The sequence below is a fragment of the Streptomyces sp. NPDC045431 genome, assembly GCF_040646655.1.
In the GTDB taxonomy this organism is placed as follows: domain Bacteria; phylum Actinomycetota; class Actinomycetes; order Streptomycetales; family Streptomycetaceae; genus Streptomyces.
This window is the reverse complement of record NZ_JBEZAQ010000006.1, coordinates 22,931-39,265: the sequence shown is the minus strand read 5'-3', so window position 1 is coordinate 39,265 and position 16,335 is coordinate 22,931. Positions and strand designations below refer to the sequence as shown.

Below are 16,335 nucleotides of genomic sequence, written 5' to 3'. Positions count from 1 at the left end.
GAGATCCAGGAGCCGGTCGTCAGGGCGTCCTGACGAGCGCGCGCCGGAGCCGCCGCGCCCGTCGGGCCAGGCGCCGGGTCAGTGCGTTGCGCGGCACGCGCAGGCCGCCCGGTACGCCGCCGGGGAGGCCGAGGACGGTCAGGCGGCGGCGCTTGAAGTAGCGGCGGGTCCGGGTGTCCAGGTGGGCGGCGAGGTACCGCTCCGCCGCCGGGCGGAGGTCCGGGCGGACCTGGGGGCGCATCGCGAAGCCCACGGCGTGGACGAGGCCGGTGAGGTCGTCCACGTCGTGGGTCTCGCCGGTCTCCAGGTCCGGCAGCAGCGCGTCCGCCAGCGTCACGGGCACCCGGTTGCTGTTCTGGTACGGGGTGAGCCGGTCCAGCAGCGGCTCCGTGCCCAGGCGGGCGACCGGGATGCCGTAGAAGCGGTCCGCCGTGAACAGCGCGGTCGAGAAGCAGGCCACCACCAGCGCGGGCCGCAGCCGGAAGAGCACCTCCGCGAGGACGGGCCGGTCGCAGACGGTCAGTTGGGCGCCCAGCGCCGCCGCCTCCCGCTCCAGGGCCTGCAGCCAGGAGGCGGGCGCCACGGGGTGCGGCTTGAAGACGAGCCTGCGGTGCCCGCGCGCCACCGCGCCGCGCACCATCCGCAGGTGCAGGGCCTCCTCCTCGGCGGGGGAGAGGATCCCGAGCGCCGACAGGTACTGCCCGAGCAGCAACGCCCCGCCCTCCGGAAGCCCCCCGCCCGCGAGCTCCTCCGCCGTCAGCTCGTCGACCACCTTGCGGAACGCCTCCGCCGGTATGGCCTCGGGCACGGCCCCGAACTCCGCCAGCAGCAGCGGCCGCAGGCCCTCCACCAGCTCCAGGTGCAGCAGCCGCCGCACCCGCTCGCCGACCAGGGGGTCCAGCTTCACACGGGTCGGGCCGTAGCTCATCAGCCCGTCCGCGTACACGTCGACAGGGGCGTCCGGGAACAGCTGCGCGAGCGTGAGCGCGGGCGCGACCTGGAGGGACTCGACGACCAGCTCCACCCGCTCGCCCTCCCCGAGCCCCCACAGCAGCCGCAGGTACCGCTCCCACAGCGGTACGTCGTCGGGGCGCGGCGACCAGCCGCCCGGGTGGAAGGGCGCGATGGCCTCGTTCCACGACAGGACGGCGTCGAAGCGGGGGCGCAGCCGCTCGAAGCCGGGCATCCGGTCGAGCGGGACGGCCGTCTCGGGCGCGGCCGCGTTGTTGGCGACCAGCAGCAGCCGCCGGTCCGCCGGCGCCCCCGCGAAGCAGCCGCTGTCGAGCCCGGCGGCGAGCGTCACGGCCCCGTACAGCGTCGACGCGAGGAAGATGCGCGTGGTCACGCCGCCACCCCCGCCCGGAGGCCGGCCGGGCGCCGGCGGAGCCTGCGCAGCAACGACGCCCGCTCGTCGTCCATCGTGTCGAGGGCGTCCCTCAGCACGTCCTGCGGCAGGCGGCGCAGCGCCGCCGCGCTCCGGCCGCGCAGGGCGCGCGCGACCGGCCGTTCGAAGCGGTCGATCGAACCCACATGGTGCGCGATGATCGCGCAGTACGTGCGCACCGCTTTCGGCAGGAGCCGAGCGGAATCCGGATCAGCGGCCGTTTCCTCGATGACGAGGTCGAAAGCCCGGAGGAAATCCAGCTGCCGCGCGTCGCCGATCTGGGTGAGGGAGGAGGAAACTCCCCGCCGGTAGAAAACACCGAGTGTGCTCACCGCCGCGAAGGAATCCGCCTCCCGGTGCAGCCGCCAAATCCACGGCCGGTCCTCGGCGGTGCGCAGGCCGTCGGTGAAATGCAGCAGCCCCCGGTCGACGAGCCGCCGGTGGTACATGCCGGCCCACGCGTACGGATAGTCCACCGACGTGGACCGCTCGGCCGGCAGGATCGCGTCGCGCGGCCGCAGCACCTCCCCGCGCCGCCCCACCGGTACGCGGTGCACCGTCCGCGCCTTCCCCTTGCACTGCACGTGGTCCGTACGGACGAAGTCGCACCCCAACTCCTCGATCGCGGCCAGGAGTCGGGCCAGCTGGCCGGGCGCCAGCCAGTCGTCGCCGTCGAGGAAGGCGAGGTACTCGCCGCGCGCCGCGTCGATGCCGGTGTTGCGGGCGGTGGCGAGTCCGGCGTTGCGCTCGTGCCGCAGCAGCACCGCCCCCGGGAGCGTGCGGGCGGCCCGCCGCAGGATGTCGTGCGTCGCGTCCGTCGAACAGTCGTCGACGAGCAGGAATTCGAAGTCGTCGCGGGCGTTGGCCCGCAGACTTTCCAGGGTTTCCGGGGCGTATGTCTGCACGTTGTAGAACGGCACGACGACGGAGAGCTTGACCACCCGCCCGACGCTAGGCGCGGCCCCGGCATTCGCCCTGACGGGTGAAGGGATGCGCGGTGAACGCTGAGCGGCGCGCTCCTTAACCGGATCGCCGGCCGAATGCCGCCCAGTGCTGTTCACCCTTTGTTGCGGCCCTGTTGGGCCGCGAAGCGGAATGCCTTCCTAACGTCCTCGGCGTGCCTTCCACACGTACCGGCAGCAGCAGCGCAGCGGTGCGGATCGCGGTCCTCGCGGATTCCGACACCCGCTGGAAGTGGGGCGCCCTCACCGCGCGCCGCCTCACCCCGCCCGGACCGGCTCCCGAGATCAGCGGCTACGTGCTGCGCGGCCGGGCCACCCCGACCGCCCGTCAGCTCGCCGAGGTCGGCGCCGGCATCGGCGTACCCCGCGAGGTGACCGGCGCCGAATTCCTGCGCGCGATACGGGAGGAGGCGTACGACGTCGTCGTCCTCGCGCTCGTCGGCGGCACGGTCCAGGCGCTGCTGCACGGCCTGGCCGGGATGGTGCTGCCCCGCCGCCCGGTCGTCGTCACCGGCTACGTCGGCGTCGTGTACGAGAAGCTCGCCGACGGGCTGCTGCTGCGGCACGGCGCCGACGTCGTCCTCGCCAACTCGCGCCACGACGCCGAGCGCTTCCGCGCGGTGTACGAAGGCGTCGGCGCGGACGCGTCGGCGGTGGTGGAGGCCGCGCTGCCGTTCCTCGGCGGGGCGCCGTACGCGCCGGAGCCCGGCCGCGACACGGTGGTCTTCGCCGCGCAGCCGTCCGTGCCCGCGACCCGCGAGGAGCGCGCGTACCTGCTGCGCCGGCTGGCCGAGCACGCCCGGCTGCACCCGGACCGCGAGGTGCTGCTGAAGCTGCGCTCCAAGCCGGGCGAGCACACCACGCACCTGGAGGAGCACCCGTACCAGAAGCTGGCGCGCGGCCCGCTGCCGCCCAACCTCCGCCTGGTCCACGGCCACATGGGCGAGGTGCTCGACCGTACCGACCTGTTGGTCACGGTCTCGTCCACGGCCGCGCTGGAGGCCCTGCACCGGCGTGTCCCGACGGCCGTCCTGACCGACCTGGGCGTGCGCGAGGCGCTCGGCAACCACCACTTCCTCGGCTCCGGCCTGCTCACCTCCTGGGACGCCCTCGACGCCGGCCACCGCCCCACGCCCGACCCGTCCTGGCTCGCCGCGCAGGGAGTCGCCCCGGACGGCTCGTACGCCACGGCCTTCGACGCCGCCCGCGCCCGCGTGCGGGAGCTGCTGGACCGGCCGGTGCCGCCGCCCCTCGCGCCGTACTACACGCAACGGACCGCCCCCGGCTACCTGCCCGGCGTCCTCGGCCGCCACCGCCTCGACGCCGAGGCGGCGGCACCGGCGGCGTCCGCCGTCCGGCGCGTGCTGCGGGACGCGGCGCGCGGGCTGTACCGCCACGGGGTGCAGCGGGTGGCCCCGGTGATCCGCCGCCTGGGGGAGCTGTGACCGCGCGTCCGGCCACGGTGCTGGCCGTCATCCCCGCCCGGGGCGGCTCCCGGGGCGTCCCCGGCAAGAACCTCGCCCCGGTGGGCGGCGTCCCGCTGGTCGCCCGCGCGGTACGCGCCTGCCTCGCCGCCCCCCGGGTGACCGACGTCGTCGTCTCCACCGACGACCCCGCCATCGCCGCCGCGGCCCGCGCGGCCGGCGCCCGGGCCGTCGAGCGCCCGGCCGCCCTCTCCGGCGACACCGCCACCAGCGAGGCGGCGGTCCTCCACGCGCTGGACGCCTTCGAGGAGCTGCACGGCCGCCGCGTCGACGTGGTGCTCCTGGTCCAGTGCACGAGCCCCTTCCTCACGGCGTACGACGTCGACGGCGTGGCCGCCGAGATCCAGGAGCGCGGCGCCGACACCGCCCTGACCGTCGCCCCGACGCACGGCTTCCTGTGGAAGGCGGCCGAGGGCACCGCCCACGGCGTCAACCACGACAAGGCCCACCGCCCCCGGCGCCAGGACCGCGAGCCCGAGTACCTGGAGACGGGCGCCGCGTACGGCATGGACGCGCGCGGGTTCCGCGCGCACCGGCACCGGTTCTTCGGGCGGACCGCGCTCGTCGTCACCGACCCCGCACGCGTACTGGAGGTCGACGACCCGCACGACCTCGCCCGCGCCCGCGCCCTCGCCCCGCTCCTCGACGAACCGGTCAGGCCGACCGCCGACGACGTCGACGCCGTGGTCCTCGACTTCGACGGCACCCAGACCGACGACCGGGTGCTCATCGACTCCGACGGCCGCGAGCTCGTCGCCGTCCACCGGGGCGACGGGCTCGGCGTCGCCGCCCTGCGCCGCTCGGGCATCCGGCTGCTGATCCTGTCCACCGAGCGCAACCCCGTCGTCGCCGCCCGCGCCCGCAAGCTCGGCGTCCCCGTCCTGCACGGCGTCGACCGCAAGGACCTCGCGCTGAAGCAGTGGTGCGACGACCACGCCCTCGACCCCCGACGGGTGCTCTACGCCGGCAACGACGTCAACGACCTGCCCTGCTTCGGGCTCGTCGGCTGGCCCGTCGCCGTCGCGAGCGCCCACGACGCCGTGCGGGCCGCCGCCCGTGCCGTCACCGAGACCCCCGGCGGCGCCGGCGCGGTCCGCGAGATCGCCGCCTGGCTCCTCGGCCCCACCCTGCACGCCCTCCCCGCCACGTAAAGGAACCACGAACGTGACCTCCCGCCTGCGCACCATCGGACGCACGACCGTCGGCCCCGACCAGCCCGTCTACGTCACCGGCGAGATCGGCATCAACCACAACGGCGACCTCGACAAGGCGCTCGCCCTCATCGACGCCGCCGCCGACGCGGGCTGCGACGCCGTGAAGTTCCAGAAGCGCACCCCCGAGATCTGCACCCCCCGCGACCAGTGGGACGTCGAGCGCGACACGCCCTGGGGCCGCATGACGTACATCGACTACCGCCACCGCGTCGAGTTCGGCGAGGACGAGTACCGCGCCATCGACGAGCACTGCCGCGCGCGCGACATCGACTGGTTCGCCTCCCCGTGGGACACCGAGGCCGTCGCGTTCCTGGAGAAGTTCGACCCGCCCGCCCACAAGGTCGCCTCCGCGTCCCTCACCGACGACGAGCTGCTGCGCGCCCTGCGCGCCACCGGCCGGACCGTCATCCTCTCCACCGGCATGTCCACCCCGCGCCAGATACGCCACGCCGTGGAGGTCCTCGGCAGCGACACCATCCTGCTGTGCCACGCCACCTCCACGTACCCCGCGAAGGCCGAGGAGCTGAACCTGCGCGTGATCCGGTCCCTCATGCGCGACTACCCCAACATCCCCATCGGCTACAGCGGCCACGAGACCGGCCTCCAGACCACCCTCGCCGCCGTCGCCCTCGGCGCCTGCTTCGTCGAGCGCCACATCACCCTGGACCGCGCCATGTGGGGCTCCGACCAGGCCGCCTCCGTCGAGCCCGGCGGCCTCACCCGCCTCGTCCGCGACATCCGCACCATCGAGGCCGCCCTCGGCGACGGGATCAAGAAGGTCTACGAGTCCGAGCTCGCCCCCATGAAGAAGCTCCGCCGCGTCCCGGCCACGGTATGACCGCCGAACACCCGGCCCCCTGCCTGGCTTTCGTGGAGAGCCCGGTCCAGCTGCTCAACGTCCTGGAGTGGGCCCACCACACCGGGCGGCCGCGCCTCACCATCGTCGTCCTGCCGCCCACCGACCCCATGTCACGCGGCCAGCTGCGCCGCATGGCCGGCCTCGCCCGGGACGAGGGCGTCACCGTCCGCTGGCAGGAGGCCCGCCTCGGGCGCGGCGCCCTGCCGCGCACCCTGCGGGAGCTGGCACCGCTGCTGCGCGGCGCGGAGCGCGTGCTCGTCGGCGACCCGTTCTCGCGGTACGTGCAGCTGCTGCTGACGCTCTTCGGGCCGCGCGCCGTCACCGTCGTGGACGACGGCACGGCGACGATGGAGTTCGCGGAGCGGCTGGCGCGCGGCGAACGGCTCGTCCGCTGGCACCGGCGCGGCCACGGCCTCACCCCGCGCGAGCTGGCCCTGGCGCCGGTGACCGCCCTCGCCCGCCGCAGGCTCGCCCCCGGGCGGCGGCGGGCCGTGGAGGTCTTCACCGCCCTGCCGGTCGAGGCGCCGCCGGGCGCCACCGTCACGCCGAACCGCTTCGCCTGGACCCGCGAGCGCTTCGGGCCGCCGCGGGTGAGCGGGGGCGCGGACCTGGTCGGCACCTCGCTCGTCGAGACGGGCGTGGTGGAGCCGGAGCCGTACGTGGCGGCCGTCGCCTCCCTCGCCGCGGCGCACGGCGCGACCCGGTACTTCGCGCACCGCCGCGAGAGCGTCGAGAAGCTGCACCGCATCGCCGCCGGGACCGGCCTGGAGATCGTGCGCCCGGAGCTCCCGCTGGAGCTGATCGCCCGGCGCGGCCCGATCGGCCGTACCGTGCTGAGCTTCCCCTCCACGGTCGTCCACACCCTCCCGCTGGCGCTGGCCGGCACCGGGGTCCGGATCGCGGTGTGCGAGGTGGCGCCGGAGTGGCTGCGGGCGGGCGCGTCGCCGCGGGCGCGCGGGTTCCTTGCGGCGGTGACGGAGTCGGCACGCACGGCACACGGACCGGGCCTCACGGTCGCGTGAGCGGCGATCGAGCGGCGATCGAAACAAGGTCGAAAACGCGTGAGCTTACCCACTTCGCTCGCCGCTCAAGCCCGCCCAACCAGGTTTCTTTCCCCTAACGGGCTGAAGTTTTGTAGATCACACGTTAGTTGAGGGGGGAACGCGCCTACCCTGTCATGGGTGAACAAGTTGATGTCCCGCGACCTCGAAACCGACGTTCCCGGCGAAACACCTCTGCTCGGAGCGCTGCCCGACGCGCTGCGCGCCGAGCTGATCGCCTTCCGCCGGGATGTGCACATGCACCCCGAGCTCGGTTTCCAGGAATTCCGTACGACGGCCGCGCTCAAGACCCGCCTGGAGGCGGCCGGGCTGCGCCCGCGGGTGCTGCCCGGCGGTACGGGGCTGACGTGTGACATCGGCAGAGGGGACGGCGCACGTCCCATGCTCGCCATCCGCGCGGACATCGACGCGCTGCCCATCCCCGACACCAAGACGGACGTGCCGTACCGCTCCACCGTGCCGGACCGTGCGCACGCCTGCGGCCACGACGTCCACACGACGGTGGTCCTGGGCGCCGGGCTCGTCCTGGCGGACCTCGACCGGCAGGGGCTGCTGCCCCAGCCCGTGCGGCTGATCTTCCAGCCCGCCGAGGAGGTGCTGCCCGGCGGCGCGGTCGAGGCGATCGACGCCGGCGCGCTGGACGGCGTGGGCCGGATCATCGCCGTGCACTGCGACCCGCGCGTCGACGCCGGGCGCATCGGACTGCGCACCGGGGCCATCACCTCGGCGTGCGACCGTCTGGAGGTGACCCTCGGGGGTCCCGGCGGCCACACCGCGCGCCCCCACCTGACGACGGACCTCGTCACCGCGGCCGCCCGCGTGGCGACCGACGCGCCCGCCGTCCTCGCCCGCCGCATCGACGCCCGTGCCGGGCTGGCCCTCACGTGGGGCCGCATCGAGTGCGGCCACGCGCCGAACGTCATCCCGCAACACGCCGAGCTCGGCGGCACCGTGCGCTGCCTGGACCTGGCGGCCTGGCGCGACGCCCCGGACCAGGTGTACGCCGCGATCGACGAGGTGGCGACGCTGCACGGCGCGAAGTGCCAGATCGAGTACGTGCGCGGCGTCCCGCCGGTCGTCAACGACGCGACCGTGGCGGGCCTGCTGCAGGACGCGATGACCCGGCGCTACGGCGCGTACACCATCGAGGACACCGAGCAGAGCCTCGGCGGCGAGGACTTCTCCTGGTACCTCGAACACGTCCCGGGCGCCATGGCCCGCCTGGGCGTCCGCCGCCCCGGCGACCCCGCCAAGCACGACCTCCACCGCGGCGACTTCGACGTGGACGAGTCCGCCATCAAGGTGGGCGTCGAACTCTTCACGGCGGCGGCGCTGCTCGACGCCGAGCGCTTGGCCTAGGGCAGCCCTTCGGGGCGCGGGCGGGCCCCTCCGGGCGCGGCTGAACACCCCCGGAGGGGCGGCCGCTTCGATACGGGGTGTCGTCGCGTCACTACGCCGCGCCGCGCGGCCGAAAGGCGCCGTACCGCCCGCCGCTACGCCAACGACGTGGGCTGTTCGCGTCGATCTGGTAACGGCTACCGAACAGGCCTTTACCTGACATCTACGCGCGTTACGATCGCCGCGAAACCAGCGCCGGAAGTGGCGCTTCGGTCAGGTCGAAGGAGCCCCCCTTGCGCCGGATCACCAGGATCGCAACAGTCAGTGTTGCCTCCGCGGCACTCGCGCTCAGCGCCACCGCGTGTGGCGGAAAGTCGTCGGACACCGCTTCCGGCGGCGACCCGAAGGCGGCCATCGCGTACGACGTCGGCGGCCGCGGTGACCAGTCCTTCAACGACGCAGCCTTCGCCGGCCTGGAGCGGGCCGAGAAGGACCTCGGCATCAAGGGCACCGAGGCGGAGCCCAGCGAGGGCGAGGGTGACCCGGACAAGGTCCAGCGCCTCACCGAGCTGGCCCGCGCCGGCAACAACCCGGTCATCGGCGTCGGCTTCGCCTACGCGCCGGCCATCGCCGAGGTCGCGCCGAAGTTCCCGAAGACCACCTTCGGCCTCATCGACGACACGTCCAAGACCGGCAAGAACATCGCCAACCTGGTCTTCAACGAGGAGCAGGGCTCCTACCTGGCCGGCGTCGCCGCCGCCAAGGTGACCAAGTCCAAGACGGTCGGCTTCATCGGCGGTGTCGAGACCCCGCTGATCAAGAAGTTCGAGGCGGGCTTCGTCCAGGGCGTCAAGGACACCAACAAGGACGTCAACGTCAAGGTCCAGTACCTGACGCAGCCGCCGGACTTCGGTGGCTTCTCGAAGCCGGACCTCGGCAAGGCCGCCGCGCAGGGCCAGATCGACGCGGGCGCCGACGTGGTGTACGCCGCCGCGGGTCTCGCCGGTTCGGGCTCCATCGAGGCCGCCGCCAAGGCCAAGAAGTGGGCCATCGGCGTCGACTCCGACCAGTACAACCAGAAGGGCCTCGCCGCCTACAAGGAGTACATCCTCACCTCGGTGACCAAGGACGTCTCCGACTCCGTCTTCAACCTGATCAAGTCGGTCAAGGACGGCAAGCCGCAGTCCGGTGAGATCCGCTACGGCCTGGACAAGGACGGCGTCGGCCTGTCCACGTCGAACCCGGCCTACACCAAGATGACCGACGTGGTCGCCGCGGTGGACAAGGCCAAGGCCGACATCATCGCCAAGAAGATCACGGTCAAGACCGCCCCGTAACGGCGCGGCCGGAACAGCCTGGTTCCGCGGGTCCGGAGAGTGCGGCGCGAGCCGCCTCTCCGGACCCGGGCCATGTCCCGCCCCCGGTTTTTTCCATTCGGGATCGCTACGCGCGTAGAGCCCCGCGTGTCGCGATAGCTTCGAAGGCCATCCCCCCTGCCCTCCGCTCCTTTCCCGCCAAGGAGAGTGCGTCATCAACGCGTCCAGTCCGTCATCGCCGCCGGCTGCGTCGGCCGCCGCCGTAGAGCTGCGCGGCATCACCAAGCGCTTCCCCGGCGTCGTGGCCAACCACGACATCGACATCACCATCCGCAAGGGCACCGTCCACGCCCTGATCGGTGAGAACGGGGCCGGCAAGTCGACCCTGATGAAGATCCTCTACGGCATGCAGAAGCCGGACGAGGGCACCATCACCATCGACGGCAAGCGGGTCTCCTTCTCCAGCCCCGCCGACGCCATCGCCATCGGCATCGGCATGGTCCACCAGCACTTCATGCTGGCCGACAACCTCACGGTGCTGGAGAACGTCGTCCTCGGCAGCGAGAAGCTGTACGGCATCGGGGGCAAGGCCCGTAAGAAGATCATGGAGATCTCGGAGGCGTACGGGCTGAACATCCGCCCGGACGTGCTCGTCGAGCAGCTGGGCGTCGCCGACCGCCAGCGCGTGGAGATCCTGAAGGTCCTCTACCGCGGCGCCCGCACCCTCATCCTCGACGAGCCGACCGCCGTGCTCGTCCCGCAGGAGGTCGACGCGCTCTTCGCCAACCTGCGGGAGCTCAAGGCGGAGGGCCTCACCGTCATCTTCATCTCGCACAAGCTGGGCGAGGTACTCTCCGTCGCCGACGACATCACCGTCATCCGGCGCGGTACGACGGTGGGCACGGCCGACCCGCGCACCGCCACCACCAAGCAGCTCGCCGAGCTGATGGTCGGCGCCGAGCTGCCGTCGCCGGAGACCCGCGAGTCGACGGTCACGGACGTGCCGATGCTGCGCGTGCAGGACCTGCGGCTGGCGGAGACCGACCCGGACGGCATCGTCCGCGAGGTCCTGGCGGGCATCGACTTCACCATCCACAAGGGCGAGGTCATGGGCATCGCCGGCGTCGAGGGCAACGGCCAGACCGAGCTCATCGAGGCCCTGATCGGCCTGCGCGACCCCGACGGCGGCGTCATCACGCTCGACGGCACCGACATCTCCCACGCGCCGACCCGCAAGCGCCGCGAGGACGGCATCGGGTACATCCCCGAGGACCGCCACCGCCACGGCCTGCTGCTGGAGTCCCCGCTGTGGGAGAACCGCATCCTCGGCCACGTCACCGAGGAGCCCAACAGCAAGCGCGGCATCCTCGACCTCAAGGCCGCCCGCAAGGACACCGAGCGGATCGTGCGCGAGTACGACGTCCGCACCCCCGGCATCGAGGTCACCGCGGCCTCCCTCTCCGGCGGCAACCAGCAGAAGCTGATCGTCGGCCGCGAGATGAGCCACAACCCCAAGTTCCTCATCGCCGCCCACCCCACCCGCGGTGTGGACGTCGGCGCCCAGGCGCAGATCTGGGACCAGATCCGCGCGGCGCGCCGCGAGGGCCTGGCGGTGCTGCTGATCTCCGCCGACCTGGACGAGCTCATCGGGCTCTCCGACACCCTGCGGGTGATGTACCGCGGCCGGCTGGTCGCGGACGCCGACCCCGCCACGATCACCCCGGAGGAGCTGGGCTCGGCCATGACCGGCGCCGCGACCGGCCACCTGGAGCACCACGACGAGACCCCGAACGGTGAGGGCCGATGAAGAAGTTCCAGAAGGACCGGCTGATCCTGGGCCTGGCCGGCCCGGCGCTCGCGCTGGTCGTGGCCTTCCTGCTCACCTCCGTGGTGCTGCTGGTCTCGGACCGTGACCCGATCGAGCCGTACCGGATCATGTTCCAGAGCCTGGAGTTCACCGACATCCAGGTCCTGATCCTCAACCAGACCGGCACGTACTACCTCGCCGCGCTGGCGGTCGCCATCGGCTTCCGGATGAACCTGTTCAACATCGGTGTCGACGGCCAGTACCGCCTCGCGGTGATGCTCGCCGCCGTCGTCGGTGCGGCCGTGGAGCTGCCCGGGCCGCTGCACGTGCTGATGATCGTGGTCGTCGCCATGCTCGTCGGCGCGCTGTGGGCCGGCATCGCGGGCGTGCTGAAGACCACGCGCGGCGTCAGCGAGGTCGTCTCCACGATCATGCTGAACGCCATCGCCACCAGCCTGATCGCCTGGCTGATCCTGCCCGCCAACCTCGGCGTGCAGCCGCCCGGCTCCAACGACCTCACCACCGGTGAGATCGCCGAGTCCGGCTGGATGCCCGGCCTCGACGTGGACGGCGGCACCATCTACGGCTTCACCTTCGTCGCCTTCGCGCTGGGTGTCGTCTACTGGTTCGTCCTCAGCCGCACCCGCTTCGGCTTCGACCTGCGCGCCACCGGCGCGAGCGGTTCCGCCGCCCAGGCGAGCGGTGTCGACGCCAAGCGGATGGTCCTCACCGCCATGCTGATCTCCGGCGCGGTCGCCGGCCTGGCCGGCATGCCGATGCTGCTCGGCCAGACCCACACGTACAGCCTGAGCTTCCCGGTCGGTGTCGGCTTCACGGGCATCACGATCGCGCTGCTGGGCCGCAACAGCCCCGTCGGCATCTTCTTCGCCGCACTGCTCATCGCCTTCCTCGACAAGGCGTCGGCCTCCCTCGACCAGTACGGCTTCGAGAAGGAGATCGCCATGATCATGCAGGGCCTGATCGTGATCTCGGTCGTCGTCGCGTACGAGCTGGTCCGGCAGTACGGCCTGCGCCGACAGCAGCAGAAGGTGGGCGAGGAGCTCGCCGCCCAGGCCCGACTGAAGAAGGAGGACGTGGCAGCATGAGCGAGTCCACGAGCACTGTCACGGCCGTTGCCGCGGCGCCCAAGAAGGGCGGCGGACGCCGCAAGCTGTCCCTTCCCGTCATCCTGCTGATCATCGCGGGCGGCCTCGCGCTGTTCTCGCTGGTCCGCGTCATCAGCGGCGCCGACGACCTCACGTCCGTGGGCCAGATCTCCGGCGCCCTCCAGCTGGCCGTCCCCATCGGTCTGGCCGGCCTCGGCGGCCTGTGGTCCGAGCGGGCCGGCGTGGTCAACATCGGCCTCGAAGGCATGATGATCATGGGTACCTGGTTCGGCGCCTGGGCCGGCTACCAGTGGGGCCCGTGGACCGGTGTCGCCCTCGGCATCCTGGGCGGCGCGCTCGGCGGCGTCCTGCACGCGGTCATGACGGTCACCTTCAACGTCAACCACATCGTCTCCGGCGTGGCCATCACCATCCTGGCCACCGGCGCCACCCGCTACCTGTCGAACTTCACCTTCGCCGAGACCCCGGGCGGCTCCTCCAAGCAGTCCCCGCGCATCGACCGCGTCACCGACATCACCATCCCCGGGCTGTCGGACGGGCTGGCCGACCTCCAGGCCAAGCACTGGTTCTTCGTCTCCGACCTCGCGGGCCTGCTCGGCGGTCTGGTCACCAACCTGTCGCTGCTCACCGTCGTCGCGCTGCTGCTCGTCCCCGCCAGCTGGTGGATCCTGTGGCGCACCGGCTTCGGCCTGCGGCTGCGCTCCTGCGGTGAGAACCCGGTGGCCGCCGAGTCCCTCGGCGTCAACGTCTACAAGTACAAGTACATCGCAGTGATCGTCTCCGGCGCCCTCGCGGGCCTCGGCGGCGCCTTCCTCGCCATCGTCTCCACCGGCATCTACCAGGAGGGCCAGACCGGCGGCCGCGGCTACATCGGCCTCGCCGCGATGATCTTCGGCAACTGGATGCCCGGCGGCCTCGCGCTCGGCGCCGGCCTCTTCGGCTTCACCGACAGCCTCAAGCTGCGCGGCGGCGCCGAGAACGTCCACGCGATGCTCCTGCTGCTGGCGATCCTGCTCGTCGCGCTGGTCATCTGGCAGCTGTACAAGAAGAAGTACGTCTCCGCCGCCATCTCGGCCGTCGTCGCCGCGCTGCTGTTCGTCTGGTACGCGGGCACCGACAAGCTGCCCAGCCAGTTCGTGGACGCCGCGCCCTACGTCACCACCCTGCTGGTGCTGGCCCTGTCCGCACAGCGGCTGCGCATGCCGAAGGCGGACGGCATGCCGTACAAGAGGGGCCAGGGCAAGTGACGCCCGACGGCCTCTGGGAGTCCCTGCGCGACGCCGCGAGGGAGGCCATGGCACACGCGTACGCCCCCTACTCGGGATACGCGGTCGGCGCGGCCGCCCTCGCGGACGACGGCCGCACGGTCACCGGCTGCAACGTGGAGAACGCCTCGTACGGCATCGGCCTGTGCGCCGAGTGCGGCCTGGTCTCGCAGCTCCAGGCCACGGGCGGCGGCCGGCTCACGCACTTCGTGTGCGTGGACGGCCGCGGCCAGGTGCTGGTGCCGTGCGGCCGGTGCCGTCAGCTGCTGTACGAGTTCGGCGGCGACGAGCTGCTGCTGGACACCCCCGCCGGGGTCCTCACCCTCGCCGAGATGCTCCCCCAGGCCTTCGGCCCCCAGCACCTCGCCTAGGGGGTGTCTCGCCGGTCATGCCGGGCCGGCCTGATCGACACGACACCCCGCAGAAGCCACTGGAAGGAAACACCCACCCCATGGACGCGATTTCCGTCATCCGCACCAAGCGGGACGGGGGCGAGCTGAGCCCCGAGCAGATCGACTGGGTCATCGACGCGTACACGCGCGGCGTCGTCGCGGACGAGCAGATGTCGGCGCTGGCGATGGCGATCCTGCTCAACGGCATGAACCGTACGGAGATCGCCCGCTGGACCGCCGCGATGATCGCCAGCGGCGAGCGCATGGACTTCTCGTCCCTCTCCCGCCCGACCGCCGACAAGCACTCCACGGGCGGCGTCGGCGACAAGATCACGCTGCCGCTCGCCCCGCTGGTCGCCGCGTGCGGCGCGGCCGTGCCGCAGCTCTCCGGCCGGGGCCTCGGCCACACCGGCGGCACGCTCGACAAGCTGGAGTCCATCCCCGGCTGGTGGGCGCTGCTCTCCAACGAGGAGATGCTCCACGTCCTCGACACCACGGGCGCGGTCATCTGCGCGGCCGGCGACGGGCTCGCCCCCGCCGACAAGAAGCTGTACGCGCTGCGCGACGTGACGGGCACGGTCGAGGCGATTCCGCTGATCGCCTCCTCGATCATGTCCAAGAAGATCGCCGAGGGCACCGGCTCGCTGGTCCTGGACGTCAAGGTCGGCTCCGGCGCCTTCATGAAGAACATCGACGACGCCCGCGAGCTGGCCTCCACCATGGTGGGCCTGGGTACCGACCACGGTGTGAAGACGGTCGCCCTCCTCACCGACATGGCGACGCCGCTCGGCCTGACGGCGGGCAACGCCCTGGAGGTCCGCGAGTCCGTGGAGGTCCTCGCGGGCGGCGGCCCCGCCGACGTCGTCGAGCTCACCCTCGCGCTCGCCCGCGAGATGCTCGACGCGGCCGGCCTCAAGGACGCCGACCCGGCGAAGGCCCTCGCGGACGGCTCCGCGATGGACGTCTGGCGCCGCATGATCGCCGCCCAGGGCGGCGACCCGGACGCCCCGCTCCCGGTCGCCCGCGAACAGCACGTCGTCACGGCCCCCGCCTCGGGCGTCCTCACCCGCCTCGACGCGTACGGCGTCGGCGTCGCCGCCTGGCGCCTCGGCGCGGGCCGCGCCCGCAAGGAGGACCCGGTCCAGGCGGGCGCGGGCATCGAGCTGCACGCCAAGCCGGGCGACACCGTCACGGCGGGCCGGCCCCTGCTGACCCTCCACACGGACACCCCGGAGAAGTTCGACTACGCCCTGCAGTCCCTGGCCGGCACGTACGACATCGCGGCCGAGGGCACGGCGTACGAGCCGAGCCCGGTGGTGCTGGAGCGCATCGCCTGACACTCGTACGGCCGAACGGGACCGATGGACCTCCGTCGGTCCCGTTCGGCATGCTGGGATCCCCTCCATGAGCGAACGTCGGGCCCCGGGTGAGCCGGATGCCGAGTGGGAGGACCTGGTCAGCCTCTGGGAGCAGGTGAGGCGCCCAAGGACTGCAGGGTGGAGATCGTTGCGGGCGTCATCACTGTGTCGAGAAGGCGAGCCAGCAGCCACCAGTCCATCGCCGACTCCCTGTGCCGGGGCTTGTACCGCGTCATCCCCGAAGACCGGGGCATCTACCAGACCCTTGCTGTCGCCGTTCCGGCCCGTTGCGGGATGTACACGCCGGACCTGCTCGTGGCACCTGAGCCGGCCTTGAAACAACCGGGAACCTACATCCCCGCCTCAGCTGCCGAGTTGGCCATCGAGATCACATCAAGGTTCGACGCAAACCACGACCGGGTCGAGAAGCTGCACGGCTATGCGGCGGCGGGAGTGCCGCTGTACCTCCTGCTGGACAGCTGGCACTCCGGCCGCCCTGCAGCCACGCTCTACGGAGAGCCCCACAGTGGGATGTACCGCGTGCTCGGCATCGTGGAGTACGGCGCCCCGATCCACCTTCCCGCCCCCTTCGACCTCACCATCGACACGGGAGAGTTCCCCGTCAGTTGACCGCCCCGGCGCCCTTCGCCAGCCACTCCTCGTCCAGCCGGAACTCCACCCGGAAGCCGACGGCCGCTGGCGTCGGCGTCGGGGAAGGCGAGCGCGAGGCGTTAGCCGAGGGGTACCTGCGCGAGCGACTCCCACTCG

General features: G+C 72.4%; 14 protein-coding genes. 12 read left to right on the top strand and 2 right to left on the bottom strand.

Annotation, left to right across the window (positions count from 1 at the left end):
• Nucleotides 1–19 precede the first annotated feature (19 nt).
• Together AB0A69_RS15595 and AB0A69_RS15590 are read right to left on the bottom strand one after the other, a co-directional pair.
• Nucleotides 20–1,345, bottom strand: coding sequence for a polysialyltransferase family glycosyltransferase (locus AB0A69_RS15595; protein ID WP_361420917.1), 1,326 nt, complete (start codon nt 1,343–1,345; stop codon nt 20–22).
• Nucleotides 1,342–2,325 (bottom strand): glycosyltransferase family 2 protein, encoded by a 984-nt coding sequence (locus tag AB0A69_RS15590; protein WP_361420914.1) that lies wholly within the window; start codon nt 2,323–2,325, stop codon nt 1,342–1,344. Before AB0A69_RS15590 ends, AB0A69_RS15595 begins: the two co-directional genes overlap by 4 nt.
• A gap of 176 nt (nt 2,326–2,501) precedes the next feature.
• Here AB0A69_RS15590 and AB0A69_RS15585 point away from each other — a divergent pair, with 176 nt between their 5' ends.
• The 12 genes from AB0A69_RS15585 to AB0A69_RS15530 all read left to right on the top strand — a co-directional run bounded on the left by AB0A69_RS15585 (nt 2,502) and on the right by AB0A69_RS15530 (nt 16,197).
• Entirely contained in the window at nt 2,502–3,791 is a 1,290-nt protein-coding gene (locus AB0A69_RS15585; protein WP_361420911.1) for a DUF6716 putative glycosyltransferase, read from the top strand.
• A complete protein-coding gene (locus AB0A69_RS15580; RefSeq protein ID WP_361420908.1) occupies nt 3,788–4,981 on the top strand; it encodes an acylneuraminate cytidylyltransferase in 1,194 nt (397 codons plus the stop codon). The genes AB0A69_RS15585 and AB0A69_RS15580 overlap by 4 nt, the downstream gene beginning before the upstream one ends.
• Before the next feature lie 13 nt (nt 4,982–4,994).
• Complete coding sequence (locus tag AB0A69_RS15575; protein ID WP_361420905.1) at nt 4,995–5,882, top strand: N-acetylneuraminate synthase family protein; 888 nt, start codon at nt 4,995–4,997, stop codon at nt 5,880–5,882.
• Complete coding sequence (locus tag AB0A69_RS15570) at nt 5,879–6,925, top strand: hypothetical protein (RefSeq protein ID WP_361420902.1); 1,047 nt, start codon at nt 5,879–5,881, stop codon at nt 6,923–6,925. Before AB0A69_RS15575 ends, AB0A69_RS15570 begins: the two co-directional genes overlap by 4 nt.
• 171 nt (nt 6,926–7,096) lie before the next feature.
• Complete coding sequence (locus AB0A69_RS15565; protein ID WP_361421649.1) at nt 7,097–8,323, top strand: amidohydrolase; 1,227 nt, start codon at nt 7,097–7,099, stop codon at nt 8,321–8,323.
• A gap of 272 nt (nt 8,324–8,595) precedes the next feature.
• Nucleotides 8,596–9,639, top strand: a complete 1,044-nt coding sequence (locus AB0A69_RS15560; protein ID WP_361420899.1) for a BMP family ABC transporter substrate-binding protein — start codon at nt 8,596–8,598, stop codon at nt 9,637–9,639.
• A 193-nt stretch (nt 9,640–9,832) separates the two neighbouring features.
• Complete coding sequence (locus AB0A69_RS15555) at nt 9,833–11,425, top strand: ABC transporter ATP-binding protein (protein WP_361421646.1); 1,593 nt, start codon at nt 9,833–9,835, stop codon at nt 11,423–11,425.
• Entirely contained in the window at nt 11,422–12,531 is a 1,110-nt protein-coding gene (locus AB0A69_RS15550; RefSeq protein WP_361420897.1) for an ABC transporter permease, read from the top strand. The genes AB0A69_RS15555 and AB0A69_RS15550 overlap by 4 nt, the downstream gene beginning before the upstream one ends.
• Complete coding sequence (locus tag AB0A69_RS15545) at nt 12,528–13,799, top strand: ABC transporter permease (protein ID WP_361420894.1); 1,272 nt, start codon at nt 12,528–12,530, stop codon at nt 13,797–13,799. Before AB0A69_RS15550 ends, AB0A69_RS15545 begins: the two co-directional genes overlap by 4 nt.
• The gene (locus AB0A69_RS15540) at nt 13,796–14,188 is read left to right on the top strand and encodes a cytidine deaminase (RefSeq protein WP_361420891.1); all 393 of its coding nucleotides are present in this window, start codon (nt 13,796–13,798) and stop codon (nt 14,186–14,188) included. The genes AB0A69_RS15545 and AB0A69_RS15540 overlap by 4 nt, the downstream gene beginning before the upstream one ends.
• Before the next feature lie 80 nt (nt 14,189–14,268).
• Nucleotides 14,269–15,546 carry a thymidine phosphorylase gene (locus AB0A69_RS15535; RefSeq protein WP_361420888.1) on the top strand — a complete coding sequence of 426 codons (1,278 nt, stop codon included), beginning with the start codon at nt 14,269–14,271 and terminating at the stop codon, nt 15,544–15,546.
• Between the two features lie 159 nt (nt 15,547–15,705).
• Nucleotides 15,706–16,197 (top strand): Uma2 family endonuclease, encoded by a 492-nt coding sequence (locus AB0A69_RS15530; RefSeq protein WP_361420885.1) that lies wholly within the window; start codon nt 15,706–15,708, stop codon nt 16,195–16,197.
• The last annotated feature ends 138 nt before the right edge of the window (nt 16,198–16,335 follow it).

What these genes read in the sequence shown, in the direction of transcription:
- AB0A69_RS15550 (WP_361420897.1), top strand. Translation starts at nt 11,422, where the DNA reads ATGAAGAAGTTCCAGAAGGACCGGCTGATCCTGGGCCTGGCCGGCCCG.
- AB0A69_RS15565 (WP_361421649.1), top strand. Translation starts at nt 7,097, where the DNA reads ATGTCCCGCGACCTCGAAACCGACGTTCCCGGCGAAACACCTCTGCTC.
- AB0A69_RS15570 (WP_361420902.1), top strand. Translation starts at nt 5,879, where the DNA reads ATGACCGCCGAACACCCGGCCCCCTGCCTGGCTTTCGTGGAGAGCCCG.
- AB0A69_RS15545 (WP_361420894.1), top strand. Translation starts at nt 12,528, where the DNA reads ATGAGCGAGTCCACGAGCACTGTCACGGCCGTTGCCGCGGCGCCCAAG.
- AB0A69_RS15535 (WP_361420888.1), top strand. Translation starts at nt 14,269, where the DNA reads ATGGACGCGATTTCCGTCATCCGCACCAAGCGGGACGGGGGCGAGCTG.